Source organism: Streptomyces sp. NPDC033136 (genome assembly GCF_055578235.1).
Genome location: NZ_JBVIPD010000006.1, coordinates 256,914 through 270,519 on the forward strand (window position 1 = coordinate 256,914; position 13,606 = coordinate 270,519).

A 13,606-nucleotide genomic window follows, 5' to 3' on the forward strand; every position below is an offset into this window, starting at 1 on the left:
GCTGAAGTGAGAATGAGTTCGCTGTTGTGGAGAACGGGGAAATCGCCAACCCCCCCCCCCCCCCCCCCCCCCCCCCCCCCCCCCCCCCCCCCCCCCCCCCCCCCCCCCCGCTGCGGATGCGGCTGACCCCGCTGCTGTGGAGCCGGGCCGGCCTGCCGCCGCAGTGCCGGCCGGTGACCAGGCCGAGGGGAACGCCGCCGCACAAGAGGCCCGGGTGGCTGCCGGCCCGGCAGCGGGTCAGGCGCCTGCCACCGAGCCCGAGGCCGTCCCCGCACAGGCCGTGGCGAGTGCTGGCCCGGAGGGAGCCCAGGTGGCTGCTACCGAAGCCGTGGCCGCGCCTGTTCCGGTCGCGGTTCCGTCCCCGGGAGCCCGTGGTTCCTCCGAGGACTCCGAGGACCCCGAGGCCTCTGAGGTCTCCGAGCCGGATGCCCCCGGTGATCCCGAAGGCGGTGGCGAACAGGCCCCGGCCGCCCCTGAACCAGCCGTGGCGTCCGCTCCGGCCCCTGAGCCCGGGACGGCTCCCGGGCCCGGGACGGCTCCCGAGGCCGGGACGGCTCCCGAGGCGGTGCCGTTCCCGGAGGCTCCCGCCGGCCCCGAGCAGGCCGTGGTCGCTCCGCCGGAGGCCGGTGCCGAGGAGGCGGCCGGTTCTCCCGAGGCCCCCGCACCGGCGACGGACGCGGTGACTCCCGACGTGGCGGAGCCCGAGCCCGTCGCGGAGGCTCCGGATGCCGAGAGCGCCGAGGTTCCTCTGGCTCCCGAGGCGCCTGCGACCGAACCAGCCGCCCGGAGAGCCGAGGTGACGACCCCCCAGGCCGCCGCCCCTGAAGTACCCGCCGCGGAAGCTCCTGCTCCGGAAGCATCCGCTCCAGAAGCTCCTGCTCCGGAAGCATCCGCTCCAGAAGCTCCTGCCCCGGAAGGACCCGCCCCGGAAGCACCCGCACCGGAAGCCGCCGCCCCGCAAGACGAGGCGACGGCACACGCGCCGGAGACGGCGGCCCCGGCTCAGCCTCAGGAACCCGCCGAGGTCCCCGAGCCCGCTCCGGCCCCCGAGCCCACACCGGCCCCCGAGGCGATCGCACCCGCTCAGGCCCTCGCACCCGCCCCCGCTCCGGCCCCCGACGCGGTCGCACCCGCCCCCGCTGCCGCAGCAGTTGAGCCCGAGCCCGTAGTGGAAGAAGGGGCCCCCGCACCCGCCCCGGCGGCCCCTCCCGCGCCCGAGGCGACCAGCCTCCCGGCATCCGCCGAGGACGTCACGGTCGTACTCCCCGGCCCGGCGGCGCCGGACGGGCAGGGCGGCCCGCCGGTCCAGGGCCCGCAGCAGTCCCCGGCGGCACAGCCCGAGACGTCCGGGACGCCGGATCCCGTGGCCACCGTCCCCGCTCCCCGGGACGGTGACGCCGAACTCGTACAGAGTGCCGACGACCTGGACACCCGGGCCGCCGATCAGGAAGACCAGGAAGACCAGGAAGAAGAGGGCGCGGCCGCAGTGGCAGAAGCACGTCAGTCCACCGGTCCGGCCGCCCCCGGCTACGACCCCGCCGAGCGCGAGGCCGTACTGAAGGTCATGCGCGAACGCCGCGACATCCGCAACGGCTTCCGCAGTGACCCCATCCCGCACGAGGTGCTGCTCCGTGTCCTGGAGGCCGCCCACCACGCGCCCTCCGTCGGCCACTCGCAGCCCTGGGACTTCGTCGTCATCCGCTCCGCCGACACCAGGCGCGCGATGCACGAACTGGCCATGCGCCAGCGCGACGCCTACGCGAAGTCCCTCCCCAAGGGCCGGGCCAAGCAGTTCAAGGAACTGAAGATCGAGGCCATCCTCGACACCCCGGTGAACATCGTCGTCACCGCCGACCCGACCCGTGGCGGCCGCCACACCCTCGGCCGCCACACCCAGCCCCAGATGGCCCCGTACTCGGCCGCCCTGGCCGTGGAGAACCTCTGGCTCGCCGCCCGCGCCGAAGGCCTCGGCGTCGGCTGGGTCAGCTTCTTCGACGAGCGCGAGATGGTTCGCGCCCTCGGCCTGCCCGAGCACCTCGAGGTCATCGCCTATCTGTGCGTCGGTTACGTCGACGAGTTCCCGGACGAGCCCGAGCTGCTGCAGGCGGGCTGGTCCAAGCGCCGCCCGCTGTCCTGGGTCGTGCACGAGGAGACGTACGGCCGCCGCGCCCTGCCCGGAGAGGAACCGCACGACCTGCTTGCCGAGACCGTGGCGCAGATCCGCCCGCTGGACGCCAAGGCGCTCGGCGAGGCATGGGAGCGCCAGAAGCGTATGACCAAGCCGGCCGGTGCGCTGGGCATGCTGGAGATCATCTCCGCTCAGCTCTCGGGCCTGTCCCGCCAGTGCCCGCCGCCCATCCCGGAGCCCGCGGCCGTGGCGATCTTCGCCGGCGACCACGGCGTGCACGCCCAGGGGGTCACCCCCTGGCCGCAGGAGGTCACGGCCCAGATGGTGGCCAACTTCCTCGGCGGCGGCGCCGTCTGCAACGCCTTCGCCACCCAGGTGGGCGCCGAGGTCTGCATCGTCGACGTGGGCGTCGCCGCCGACCTCCCGGCCACGCCCGGCCTGCTGCCCCGCAAGGTGCGGGCCGGTACGTCCGACATGACCACGGGCCCCGCCATGACCCGCGAGGAGGCCAGGCAGGCCATCGAGGTCGGCATCGAGACCGCCCGCGACCTGGTCGCCGCCGGCAACAAGGCACTCCTCACCGGCGAGATGGGCATCGCGAACACGACCGCGTCCGCCGCCCTGATCTCCGTCTTCACGGGTGCGGAACCGGCCGAGGTCACGGGCCGGGGCACCGGCATCAACGACGAGACCCTCGCCCGCAAGACCGAGGTCGTCCGCCGCGCCCTCGAACTCCACCAGCCGGACCCGGCCGACCCGGTCGGCGTGCTCGCCGCGATCGGCGGCTTCGAGCACGCCGCCATCGTCGGCCTCCTCCTCGGCGGCGCGTCCCTGCGCACGCCGGTGATCCTGGACGGCGTCAGCGCCGGCGCCGCCGCCCTGGTCGCCCGCGCGATCGCCCCGGAGGTCCTGGCCGCGTGCATCGCGGGCCACCGCAGCGCCGAGCCGGGGCATGTGGCCGCCCTCAACAAGCTGGGCCTGCGTCCTCTGGTCGACCTCGACCTCCGCCTGGGTGAGGGCACGGGCGCCCTCCTGGCCCTGCCGCTGGTCCAGAGCACGGCCCGGGCGATGCACGAGGTGGCGACGTTCGACTCGGCAGGGGTGACCGAGAAGTAGGTGCCGTGGTCCGTGCACAGCCGTTCCGCGGGGCGGAACGGACGGGCACGGACCACCCGCCGGCAGAGGGCCAGCGTGCTCAGCCACTGGACCCCCCGACCCGCCATGGCCCCTGCCCCTTAAAATCCGCACGTCAGGGCTACCGCACCGCCGTCAACAGGAGCCGCACCCCCATGGCCGAACACCCCGCCTACCCCGTAGGCCTCCGCCTCACCGGCCGCCGCGTGGTCGTCCTCGGCGGCGGCCAGGTCGCCCAGCGCCGCCTGCCCGCGCTCATCGCGGCCGGCGCGGACGTCCTCCTCGTTTCTCCCGAGGCCACCCCCTCCGTCGAGGCCATGGCGGACGCCGGCGAGATCACCTGGCAGCGGCGCCCGTACGCGGAAGGCGACCTCGCCGACGCCTGGTACGCCCTCATCGCCACCAGTGACGCCGCCGCCAACACCGCCGCCTCCGCCGAGGCGGAGCGCCACCGCGTGTGGTGCGTCCGCTCCGACGACGCCGACCGGGCCACCGCCTGGACCCCGGCCACCGGCCACAGCGAGGGCGTCACGGTCGCCGTCCTCACCACCGACGCCCGGGGCCGCGACCCCCGCCACACCGCCGCCATCCGCGACGCGGTCGTCGAGGGCCTGCGCGACGGCACGCTCGTCGCCCCGCACCACCGCACCCGCACACCCGGCGTCGCCCTGGTCGGCGGCGGCCCCGGCGACCCGGACCTGATCACCGTCCGCGGCCGCCGCCTGCTCGGCGAGGCCGACGTGGTCATCACCGACCACCTGGGCCCGCGCGACCTTCTCGCGGAGCTGTCACCGAGCGTCGAGGTGATCGACGCCGCGAAGCTGCCGTACGGCAGGTTCATGGCCCAGGAGGCCATCAACAACGCCCTGATCGAGTACGCCAAGCAGGGCAAGTCGGTCGTACGGCTCAAGGGCGGCGACCCCTTCGTCTACGGCCGGGGCATGGAGGAGGTCCAGGCGCTGGCCGAGGCCGGCATCCCGTGCACGGTCGTGCCGGGCATCTCCAGCTCCATCTCGGTCCCGGGCGCCGCGGGCATCCCGGTCACCCACCGGGGGGTCGCCCACGAGTTCACCGTGGTCAGCGGCCACGTCGCCCCCGACGACGAACGCTCCCTGGTCGACTGGCCGTCCCTCGCCAAGCTGACGGGCACGCTGGTGATCCTCATGGGCGTCGGCACGATCGGGAAGGTCGCCGAGACGCTCATCGCCCACGGCAGGTCCCCGGACGTGCCCGTCGCCCTGGTCCAGGAAGGCACCACGGCCGGCCAGCGCCGCGTCGACGCCACCCTGGCGACGGTCGCGGAGACCGTACGGACCGAGGACGTGAAGCCCCCGGCGGTCATCGTCATCGGCGAGGTCGTGAAGGTCGGCCCCACGGCCGTCGCACCCCGCGAGTAACCCCGGGTAACACAAACCGTACCGAGCCGTTGGCACCGCACCCAGGACAAGGCAGTATCACCCTGTGGCCGATCTCATCACCGTCGAGGATCCCGACGACCCGCGCCTGCGCGACTACACCGGCCTGACCGACGTGGAACTGCGCCGCAAGCGCGAACCCGCCGAGGGCCTGTTCATCGCCGAGGGCGAAAAGGTCATCAGAAGGGCCAAGGAAGCCGGCTACGAGATGCGGTCCATGCTGCTCTCGGCGAAGTGGGTCGACGTCATGCGCGACGTCATCGACGAACTCCCGGCCCCCGTCTACGCGGTCAGCCCCGAACTCGCCGAGCAGGTCACCGGCTACCACGTGCACCGCGGCGCGCTCGCCTCCATGCAGCGCAAGCCCCTGCCCACGGCCGCGGGACTCCTCCGGACCGCCCGCCGCGTCGTCATCATGGAGTCGGTCAACGACCACACCAACATCGGAGCGATCTTCCGCTCGGCCGCCGCCCTCGGCATGGACGCGGTCCTGCTCTCCCCGGACTGCGCCGACCCCCTCTACCGCCGCAGCGTGAAGGTCTCCATGGGCGCGGTCTTCTCCGTGCCCTACGCCCGTCTGGACACCTGGCCCAAGGGTCTGGAGTCGGTCCGGGAGGCGGGCCTCACCCTCCTCGCCCTCACCCCCGACGAGAAGGCCCGGCCCCTCGACGAGGCCGCCCCGCACACCATGGACCGCGTGGCCCTCATGCTCGGCGCCGAGGGCGACGGCCTGTCCACCCAGGCCCTGGTCGCCGCCGACGAGTGGGTCCGCATCCCCATGTCCCACGGCGTCGACTCCCTCAACGTGGGCGCGGCGGCCGCCGTCGCCTTCTACGCCGTGGCCACCGGCCGCCCCCAGGACTAGGCGGCGTACGTGGAGCAGCGCGAGGCCGTCGTGGCCGTACTCCGGCGCGGTGAGCGCCTGCTCGCGATCCGGCGCGGTCCGGCCGTCGCCCGCCCCGGCTACTGGCAGCCGCTCAGCGGCAAGGTCGAGCCCGGTGAAAGCCAGGAGCAGGCGGTCGTCCGGGAGGTCCGCGAGGAGGTCGGCCTCACCGCCGTACCGGAGGCGAAGGTCTGGGAGTCGGAGACCGACGACCGCTCCTTCCGCCTCCACTGGTGGACCGCCCGCGCGGACACGGGGGAGGTGGTCCCCGACCCGGCGGAGGTCGCCGAGACCCGCTGGGTCACCCCGCGGGAGTTCCTGGCCCTCGACCCGGTCTTCGAGGGCGACCGCGAGTTCTTCGAACGGATCCTGCCGGGGCTGTGACAACCCGCCGAACTGCGGGTTCTCCCTACGGCCGGTAGTCCCGGGGTGCCTGGTCGTGCTGCACGTGCTCCTGCCGTACGCCGGGTTGGTCGCCGCCGAGTCCCCGCGCCGGGCCCTGGCAGCCCTGCACCAGGGCGATGCCGACCGCCACCAGAAGCGTCACCACGACGAACACGAACAACCGCTGCCGCAGCAACCGCGGATTGGCGGGCCGCAGCCCGGTCCCCGTGTTCCTGGAAGCGGAACGTCCGGTCCCGCTGTGCGGGGCGGGGCGGCTGCCGCTGCCCGACCGTGTTCCGTTGCGTCCGGTGGGCGTCGGGCGTGAACCGGACCGCGACGGGGCGCCGCCGCGCGAGGCGCTCGGACCGCGCACCGGAGTCCTGCCGCGGTTGCCGCCGTTCGCCGTGCGGTTCCCGCCACCCGGCGCCCGGGCTCCGCTGCGCGGACCGGACCCGCCCTGGGAAGGCGTGCCGTCCGGCGCCGGAGCACCGTCCCGCGCCGGTGAACCACTCCGCGGTGGGGGAGTACCCCGGCCCCGCTGCCCGCCGGACGTCCCCTGCCGGCCCGGCCGGCCCCGAGCCCGCTCGGGGTAGGTGTCGGCGAGCCGCTCGCTCTCGGCGCCGCGTGGCGCGGGCGGCCGTACACCGGCGAGGTCCTGGGACTCGCGGGCCGCGATCTCCTTGAGCCGCTGGGACAGTTGGAGCGTGCTGGGCCGCTCCTCGGGGTCCTTCGCCAGGCACGTCCGGACGAGCGGGGCCAGCGCGTCGGGCACGCCGTGCAGCTGCGGCTCCTCGTGCACGACGCGGTACAGCATCACCTCGGAACTGCCGTGTCCGAAGGGCGAGTCGCCCATCGAGGCGTACGCGAGCGTGGCGCCGAGCGAGAACACGTCCGTGGCCGGGGTGACGGCCGCCCCACGCACCTGCTCCGGCGCGAGGAAGCCGGGCGAGCCGACCGCCGTGCCGACATGGGTGAGCGTGGAGGCGCCGGTCGCCCAGGCGATGCCGAAGTCGATGATCCGCGGGCCCTTCGGGGACAGCAGGATGTTGGACGGCTTCAGGTCCCGGTGCACCACCCCGGCCTCGTGCACCGCGACCAGTCCCTCCGACAGGGCGGCGCCGACGGCGGCGACATCGGCCGCGCCGAGCGGTCCCTCGGCGGCGATCTTGTCGTGCAGGGACGGGCCGGGCACGTACTGCGTGGCGAACCAGGGGCGGTCCGCGTCGAGGTCGGCGGCCACGAGCCGGGCCGTACAGCCGCCGCGGATCCGCCGGGCCGCGGAGACCTCACGGGCGAACCGGGAGCGGAACTCCTGATCCTCCGCCAGGTCAGGCCGGATGACCTTGAGCGCGACCCGCTGCCCCTTCTTGTCGGAGCCCAGGTAGACCACGCCCATCCCGCCCGCGCCGAGCCGTCTGTGAAGCCTGAACGAGCCGACGACGCGCGGGTCCTCGCGCCTCAGGCGCATCATCGCCATGTTCATCCCCGCTGCCCGGTCCTGTGACGAGCCACAGCTTACGTTTCCACGGCCGCCCGCGCGCAGAGGCCGCGCCCTCTCAGAGTGATGGATTGTCAGTGGTGGGTGGGAGACTTGAAGGGTGGTCAGGGAGGGCGCGAAGGGGTGGACTTCGGGTCGAAAGTGATCCCAACCACCCGTCACAGAAGGGGGATTGGTCCCGTGAAGGGTGACCGTGTGGAGATAGTCGTGGACGCGGGGGACACGACGCGCACGTACGAGGTGGTGGCGAGCAGGGCGGGCCGCAGGGTGGAGACAGCGGTACGCCGAGGTGTCGTGGAAGTGAGCGAAGTCACGCGTAGCGGGACAGTCGTACGTACGGCACGGTTCATGGCGAACCGGGTGCTCGCACTGGTGGAGCAGCCGGTTCCGCGGGAGGAGATCGGGGAGAAAGCGGGATGATCCGGGCGCCCCGTCGGGGAGGACCCTGAGACCTGGGCCCGCGTCTCCACCCAGGGGAGTACATCGCGGGTGAGCGGCTCATCCTCCGGGAGGCCCGGTAATCGATACGAAGGCATGACGCCCGGAGAGGGCCCGGCGCCTAACGTTGAAGTCAAGCGGCGGGTGGCAGCACTCGTCCCCCGAGGTCAGACGCCCGCCGCTGCCCATGACAACTGAGAACGGTCAGGAGAGGGGCCATGGCCCAGACGGCACCGCGGACGCTGATCCGCGAGGAGGGACGCAAGGTGTACGCCGCCGCGTTCCGCCCCCGCCGCCAGGGCCGTCGCCACCCGGTGGTGGCGACGCTGATGGCCCTTCCGCTGGCGGTCCTGCTCCTCCTCGTCTTCGACGGGTGGGAGACAGTGGCCACACAGGCGTCGTCCGTGGGAGAGATGCTGGGGCGCTGAGCGGCGACTCCAGGCCCGGAAGAGCGGTCCGGGCGGGGACATCCACCCATGAAACCCCGTGGGGACGGGGGTGCGGCGGACGGCACAAATGCCGGCGCAGCTGGGGAGCTGCGCCGGCATTGCTTTGCCCGCGGGTGCCTCCGGCGGTTGGCCGGGGCGCCTGATGCCGGGCGGCGGGCCGGGGCCGCGCCGGGGGCGTCCTCGGAACGGCGCGATCGGGTCGGACGCCGATTCGCTGTCCGCCGACGTGCCGACCGCTGCGGGCGGACACCCTCCGACACGTCCCCTTATGCCGTCCGGCGGGTGCGCGCGTATCCGCCGAGTTGTGGACCATCGTGCCGCTCAGGGCGATGGAGGCCCCTGCACGAGCGAAGCCGGGAGCCTGGGGAGGGCGGGCGCAGCGGCCCCCCGCTCCTTCCGCCGGGCTGCGGACCCACCCGGCCCTACCACCAGGGAGGCCCAGGGCCTGAAGCCGGCGGCCGTGGCAGGCGTACTCTCGCCCCAGACGCTCACCCAGGGAGCTCCGTGACGCCCGCGCCCGACCTGCTCATACCCGCCCTCACCGCCGAGGCCCGAGCCGCAGCCCACGCCCGCTCCCCGGCCTGCCCCTGCGGCGCGGCCACACTCGCCGACCGCCCCGACGGCATCGTCGTACGCCACGCGGACACCGTCGCCAAGGCTCACCCCCCGGACACCACCCCCGGCGAACTGGCCGGCCGTCTCGCCGTCGCCGCCCGCCACCCCCAGATCCTGCTGCCGCCGCTCGACTCGGCCCCGGTCGACCTGCACGGCCGCCTCGTGACGTTCTGGCCGTACGGAACCCCAGTGGATCCGGACGAACCGGACGCGGCCCCCTGGGAAGCCGCCGGCGCACTCCTCGCCCGCCTCCACCGCACTCCGGCCCCCGACGCCGTGCCCCCGATGCGAGGCCCCGCCAAAGCGGCCCGAGCCGTCGGCCGGCTTCGCGAGACCGGCCCGCACCCCGCTGCCGAGCCCGTCCTGCGCGCCTGGGACACCCTCCCGCCCTGGGCCCGAGCCGAGACCCCCATGGCGGACACGACCACCCTGTGCCACGGCGACCTCCACCTCGGCCAGTTCGTACGCCACCCCGCCCCCGACGGCCCCTGGCTGCTGATCGACGTCGACGACCTGGGCGTGGGCGTCCCCGCCTGGGACCTCGCCCGTCCCGCCGCCTGGTACGCCTGCGGGCTGCTCACGCCCGACGAATGGTCCCGCTTCCTCACCGCGTACCGGGAGGGCGGAGGCCCGGCCGTACCCGCCGACGGCGACCCCTGGCCCGCCCTGGACGTGCCCGCTCGTGCCCTCACCGTGCAGACCGCCGCCCGGGCCGTCGCCAAGGCGGTCGCGGCCGGCCGCTCCCTGGACGAGGTGGAGCAGGCGGTCGTGGACGCCTGTGACCGAATGGCTACCGTCCCGCCCCAGTTGACGCAGTCACACGCGCAGTAGGGTGCAACCGACCACAGCGGGACGGAGTCTGTCCTGGCAAGACGTGAAGCAGGACCGACCGGCGAGGAGTTGAACGACCATGCAGTGTCCCAAGTGCCGTGCCCCGATGCACACGTACAACCGCAACGGCGTGCAGATCGAGCAGTGCAGCGGCTGCCGCGGGATCTTCCTCGACTACGGCGAGCTGGAGTCGCTGACCCGCCTGGAGGCCCAGTGGTCCCAGAGCGCCCCGCCGCCCCCGCCCGCCCCGCAGGCCTACCCCGCCCCTCCTGCCCCCGCCTGGGGCGCTCCGCACGGCGGCCACGGTCACCACGGCCAGCACGGTCACCACGGTCACCACCGCAACAAGAGCTTCGGGCGCATGCTGTTCTCGTCGTGACAGGACGACACGGACACGACGGAGCCCCCGGCCGATGCGTCGACCGGGGGCTCCGGTGTGATGTGGACGATACTGGGATTGAACCAGTGACCTCTTCCGTGTCAGGGAAGCGCTCTCCCGCTGAGCTAATCGTCCTCGGGACCATGGCCACTCAGTGGAGCAGATCATGGGCACTGCGTGCGCGATACTGGGATTGAACCAGTGACCTCTTCCGTGTCAGGGAAGCGCTCTCCCGCTGAGCTAATCGCGCGGGTTCGGATCTTCGACAGATCCAGTGGACGATACTGGGATTGAACCAGTGACCTCTTCCGTGTCAGGGAAGCGCTCTCCCGCTGAGCTAATCGTCCTTGGAGGTGGAGACGGGATTTGAACCCGTGTAGACGGCTTTGCAGGCCGTTGCCTCGCCTCTCGGCCACTCCACCAGGAGTGTAGGGGGCCGGGAGCCCCCTCTTCCTTCGAGCGGACGACGAGGTTCGAACTCGCGACCTCAACCTTGGCAAGGTTGCGCTCTACCAACTGAGCTACGTCCGCCTGTCGTTTCGGTCCGCTCCCGCGGCCCGGCGACGTGTTGAACTCTAGCGGATTCCGGTGCCAGTACAAAAACGCGTTTGTGCAGCGTGCTGCGCATGCCCTGCTCAGGGAGGCCGCAGCGCCTGCTGAGGGGACATCCCCCGGTCGCCCGCAGGGCTCCCGCCATAGACTCGACTGCGTGCTCGACCTTCCTCCTCTCGCCCGTTTCGGCGACCGCGTCGCCACCGGGCTCCTCGACGTCACCGATGATCCCGAAGCCCTGGACACCAGCGGCTTCTGGGCCGTCTGCGCCGACTTCGAGGGCCGTCTGACCTGCGCGCGCTTCAGCGAGGTGCGGAAGGCGGACGGGCCCGCGCCCGTGCCCGGGGCCTGGCGCGGACCGGCGGCGGGTGACTGGAGGTCCTCGCTCGATCGCGCCGCGTACACGGCCGCCGTGCGGCGGATCCGTGAGCACATCGCGGCCGGCGAGGTCTACCAGGCGAACCTGTGCCGCGTATTGTCCGCGCCCGTCGAGCCCGGCGCCGATGTGGACGCCCTCACTTCCTTGCTGGCCCGGGGCAACCCCGCGCCGTATGCAGGAACGATCCGGCTGCCCGGTCACGGGGTGGAGATCGCCACCGCGTCCCCCGAACTGTTCCTGCGGCGCGAGGGGCGGATCGTCGAGTCCGGGCCGATCAAGGGCACCGGCCGTACCGAGGCGGACCTGCTGGAGAAGGACTACGCCGAGAACGTGATGATCGTGGACCTGGTCCGCAACGACATCGGGCGGGTGTGCGCCACGGGCAGTGTGACGGTGCCGGACCTGTGCGCCGTCGAGAAGCACCCGGGGCTGGTCCACCTCGTGTCGACGGTCCGCGGTGAGCTGAGGGAGAGGGCCGGCTGGGCCGAGCTGCTCGGCGCCGCCTTCCCGCCCGGCTCCGTCACCGGCGCGCCCAAGCCGAGCGCCCTGCGGATCATCGACGCCCTGGAGACGGCGCCCCGGGGACCGTACTGCGGGGGGATCGGCTGGGTCGACGCCGACCAGGGGACCGGTGAGCTGGCCGTCGGCATCCGCACCTTCTGGATCGACCGGGCCGAGGGCATGCTGCGCTTCGGCACCGGCGCGGGCATCACCTGGGGCTCGGACCCCGAGGGGGAGTGGCGCGAGACCGAGCTGAAGGCGGCCCGGCTGCTCGCGATAGCGTCGGGAGCGTACGAGGTGAGTGGAGAGGACCTGACGTGAAGATCTGGCTCGACGGCGGACTGCAGGACACCGAGTCCGCCCGCGTCTCCGTCTTCGATCACGGACTGACCGTGGGCGACGGCATCTTCGAGACGGTGAAGGCCGTGGACGGGCGGGCGTTCGCCCTCACCCGGCACCTCGACCGGCTCACCCGCTCGGCACGCGGCCTGGGCCTGCCCGACCCGGACCATGACGAGGTGCGCCGCGCCTGCGCCGCCGTCCTCGCCGCCAATCCCGTGCCGCTCGGCCGCCTCCGCATCACCTACACCGGCGGCCACGGCCCGCTCGGCTCCGACCGCGGCGAGCACGGCCCGACGCTCGTCGTCGCCCTCGGCGGGACGACCCGCCGCCCCGACTCCACCGCCGTGATCACCGTCCCCTGGACCCGCAACGAGCGCGGCGCGCTGACCGGCCTGAAGACCACCTCGTACGCCGAGAACGTCGTCGCCCTCGCCCGGGCCCGTGAACAGGGCGCGTCCGAGGCCCTGTTCGGCAACACCGTGGGGCGGCTCTGCGAGGGCACCGGCTCCAATGTCTTCGTCGTCCTCGACGGGGAGATCCACACCCCGCCGCTCGCCTCGGGCTGCCTCGCCGGCATCACACGTGCCCTGGCGGTCGAATGGACCGGCGCCAGGGAGACCGACCTGCCGCTGGAGGTCCTGGAACGGGCCGACGAGATCTTCCTGACGTCCACCCTGCGGGACGTGCAGGGCGTGCACCGGGTCGACGGCCGTGAGCTGCCGGGCGCGCCGGGTCCGGCGACCGCCAAGGCCATGCGGATCTTCGAGGAGCGGTCCGGGGACGACCTCGACCCCTGACAACCCCGCTTGTCCGGCAGAGCAGAGCACCGGTTGCGGGTAGAACTCCCCTGATGACCACGACCCTGCGGCCGATCGAGCCGCTTCAGCAGAACGCCGACGGGACGCGCTCACGCCGCTACCAGGTGTGCGTGAACAGCCGTCCCGTGGGGGCGATACATCTCGGCACGCATCCCGTGTTCGGTGACGCGGTGGCCCGGATCACGAAGCTGCGCATCGAGGAACCGGACCGCGGACGCGGCCGGGGCACGGTGGCCGCGCTCGCCGCGGAGGAGGTGGCGCGCGGCTGGGGGTGCCGCCGCATCGAGGCCACGGTGCCCGCCGAGGCGGAAGCGGCGTTCCGGCTCGCCACCGCGCTCGGCTACGTCGTCCGCAACCGCGGCATGGAGAAGTCGCTCGGCGACACCCCGCCGGACCTGCCCGAGGGCAGCCGCGCCCGGCCCATGACCCAGGCGGAGTTCGGCCCCTGGCTGGAGAGGGGCAAGCAGGACTACGCCCGGAGCTGGACCGAGCGGGGCGTCCCGGAGGCCGAGGCCCGCGCCAAGTCGGAACGGGACCACGCCACCCTGCTGCCCGACGGCCTCGTCACCCCGCGCATGCTCATCAGCGTGGTGGAACACCTCGGGACACCGGTGGGCACGCTCTGGGTGGCCGTGCGCGAGGACAGCGCCTTCGTCTTCGACGTCGAGGCCGACGCCGCCCACCGGGGAAAGGGGCACGGCCGCACTCTCATGCTGCTGGCCGAGGCCCAGGCCATCGCCGAGGGGAGACGCACCGTCGGCCTCAACGTCTTCACCGGCAACGCCCCGGCCGAGCGGCTGTACGCGTCACTCGGCTACGAGACGAAGCAGTACGCCATGTACAAGCCGCTGCTGTAGCGG

General features: G+C 73.4%; 12 protein-coding genes and 5 tRNA genes. 11 read left to right on the top strand and 6 right to left on the bottom strand.

The window, feature by feature from the left end; genetic code table 11:
• Positions 1-214 precede the first annotated feature (214 nt).
• The 4 genes from cobT (at position 215) to ACZ5TL_RS14070 (ending at position 5,944) form a co-directional block, all read left to right on the top strand.
• Complete coding sequence (gene cobT / locus ACZ5TL_RS14055) at positions 215-3,244, top strand: nicotinate-nucleotide--dimethylbenzimidazole phosphoribosyltransferase (RefSeq protein ID WP_468589830.1); 3,030 nt, start codon at positions 215-217, stop codon at positions 3,242-3,244.
• A 173-nt stretch (positions 3,245-3,417) separates the two neighbouring features.
• Positions 3,418-4,659 carry a uroporphyrinogen-III C-methyltransferase gene (gene cobA / locus ACZ5TL_RS14060; protein ID WP_468589831.1) on the top strand — a complete coding sequence of 414 codons (1,242 nt, stop codon included), beginning with the start codon at positions 3,418-3,420 and terminating at the stop codon, positions 4,657-4,659.
• Positions 4,660-4,723: 64 nt separating this feature from the next.
• Positions 4,724-5,542, top strand: coding sequence for a TrmH family RNA methyltransferase (locus tag ACZ5TL_RS14065; RefSeq protein WP_468589832.1), 819 nt, complete (start codon positions 4,724-4,726; stop codon positions 5,540-5,542).
• 9 nt (positions 5,543-5,551) lie between these two features.
• A complete protein-coding gene (locus ACZ5TL_RS14070) occupies positions 5,552-5,944 on the top strand; it encodes an NUDIX domain-containing protein (protein WP_468589833.1) in 393 nt (130 codons plus the stop codon).
• Positions 5,945-5,969: 25 nt separating this feature from the next.
• On the opposite strand, the gene ACZ5TL_RS14075 is transcribed toward ACZ5TL_RS14070, so the two are convergent.
• Positions 5,970-7,427 carry a serine/threonine-protein kinase gene (locus ACZ5TL_RS14075; protein WP_468589835.1) on the bottom strand — a complete coding sequence of 486 codons (1,458 nt, stop codon included), beginning with the start codon at positions 7,425-7,427 and terminating at the stop codon, positions 5,970-5,972.
• A gap of 195 nt (positions 7,428-7,622) precedes the next feature.
• Here ACZ5TL_RS14075 and ACZ5TL_RS14080 point away from each other — a divergent pair, with 195 nt between their 5' ends.
• The 4 genes from ACZ5TL_RS14080 to ACZ5TL_RS14095 all read left to right on the top strand — a co-directional run bounded on the left by ACZ5TL_RS14080 (position 7,623) and on the right by ACZ5TL_RS14095 (position 10,154).
• On the top strand, positions 7,623-7,862 hold the full coding sequence (locus tag ACZ5TL_RS14080; protein ID WP_468589837.1) for a hypothetical protein: 240 nt from the start codon (positions 7,623-7,625) through the stop codon (positions 7,860-7,862).
• Positions 7,863-8,098: 236 nt separating this feature from the next.
• Positions 8,099-8,308, top strand: a complete 210-nt coding sequence (locus tag ACZ5TL_RS14085; protein WP_468589838.1) for a hypothetical protein — start codon at positions 8,099-8,101, stop codon at positions 8,306-8,308.
• A gap of 525 nt (positions 8,309-8,833) precedes the next feature.
• On the top strand, positions 8,834-9,775 hold the full coding sequence (locus ACZ5TL_RS14090) for a phosphotransferase family protein (RefSeq protein ID WP_468589840.1): 942 nt from the start codon (positions 8,834-8,836) through the stop codon (positions 9,773-9,775).
• Between the two features lie 79 nt (positions 9,776-9,854).
• Positions 9,855-10,154 (top strand): TFIIB-type zinc ribbon-containing protein, encoded by a 300-nt coding sequence (locus ACZ5TL_RS14095; RefSeq protein WP_468589841.1) that lies wholly within the window; start codon positions 9,855-9,857, stop codon positions 10,152-10,154.
• 63 nt (positions 10,155-10,217) lie between these two features.
• Here the strand turns inward: ACZ5TL_RS14095 and ACZ5TL_RS14100 are convergent.
• From ACZ5TL_RS14100 to ACZ5TL_RS14120, 5 genes are all read right to left on the bottom strand, one after another.
• Positions 10,218-10,289: transfer RNA gene (locus ACZ5TL_RS14100), tRNA-Val, on the bottom strand.
• A 43-nt stretch (positions 10,290-10,332) separates the two neighbouring features.
• A tRNA-Val gene (locus tag ACZ5TL_RS14105) sits at positions 10,333-10,404 on the bottom strand.
• A 25-nt stretch (positions 10,405-10,429) separates the two neighbouring features.
• Positions 10,430-10,501: transfer RNA gene (locus ACZ5TL_RS14110), tRNA-Val, on the bottom strand.
• 1 nt (position 10,502) lies between these two features.
• Positions 10,503-10,576, bottom strand: a tRNA-Cys gene (locus tag ACZ5TL_RS14115).
• Between the two features lie 36 nt (positions 10,577-10,612).
• Positions 10,613-10,685 (bottom strand) — tRNA-Gly (locus ACZ5TL_RS14120).
• 178 nt (positions 10,686-10,863) lie between these two features.
• Here ACZ5TL_RS14120 and ACZ5TL_RS14125 point away from each other — a divergent pair.
• The 3 genes from ACZ5TL_RS14125 to ACZ5TL_RS14135 are packed head-to-tail and all read left to right on the top strand — an operon-like array spanning position 10,864 to position 13,603.
• Positions 10,864-11,907: a chorismate-binding protein gene (locus tag ACZ5TL_RS14125; RefSeq protein WP_468589843.1), complete on the top strand. Its 1,044-nt coding sequence runs from the start codon at positions 10,864-10,866 to the stop codon at positions 11,905-11,907.
• Positions 11,904-12,725, top strand: coding sequence for an aminotransferase class IV (locus ACZ5TL_RS14130; protein WP_468589844.1), 822 nt, complete (start codon positions 11,904-11,906; stop codon positions 12,723-12,725). Before ACZ5TL_RS14125 ends, ACZ5TL_RS14130 begins: the two co-directional genes overlap by 4 nt.
• A 53-nt stretch (positions 12,726-12,778) precedes the next feature.
• Positions 12,779-13,603, top strand: coding sequence for a GNAT family N-acetyltransferase (locus ACZ5TL_RS14135; RefSeq protein WP_468589846.1), 825 nt, complete (start codon positions 12,779-12,781; stop codon positions 13,601-13,603).
• Positions 13,604-13,606 lie beyond the last annotated feature (3 nt).